This window comes from Vibrio sp. 378 (genome assembly GCF_033339435.1).
Window position 1 is genome coordinate 1 of the sequence record NZ_JAWOUO010001263.1, and the last position, 507, is coordinate 507.

General features: G+C 47.9%; 1 protein-coding gene. It reads left to right on the plus strand.

What is annotated here, in order from left to right:
- Positions 1 to 507, plus strand: a 507-nt coding sequence (locus tag R7Q48_RS31465) for an efflux RND transporter permease subunit (RefSeq protein WP_318134395.1), incomplete at both ends; no start/stop codon positions are given.

The following is a 507-nucleotide window of genomic DNA, read 5'->3' on the forward strand; positions in this document are numbered from 1 at the left end:
ATCCTGACACCAGCGCTGTGTGCTACGTTACTGAAAAAAGGTGACGCTGAATTTACGGATAAAAAAGGCTTCTTCGGTTGGTTTAACCGTAAATTTGATTCGATGACCGCAGGTTATGAGGCTGGTGTAGCCAAGTTGCTAAAACGCACTGGGCGCATGTTGTTGGTGTTTGTGGCAATGAGCGCTGGTGCGGGTTGGTTATTTATGAATCTGCCGACGTCTTTCCTACCAGATGAAGACCAAGGTACGGTGTTCTCGATGGCAATCTTGCCGCCGAACTCGACTCAAGAGCAGACAGAAAAAACACTCGATAAAGTGCGTAGCTATTTCTTGGAAGAAGAAAAAGACAACGTGAGATCCGTGTTTACCGTGGCTGGTTTTAGCTTTGCTGGTCAAGGTCAAAACATGGGTATGGCGTTTATTGGCTTGAAAGATTGGTCTGAGCGCGAAGCGCCGGGTTCGGATGCTGCATCTTTGACAGGCCGTGCTATGGGTTACTTCTCAACC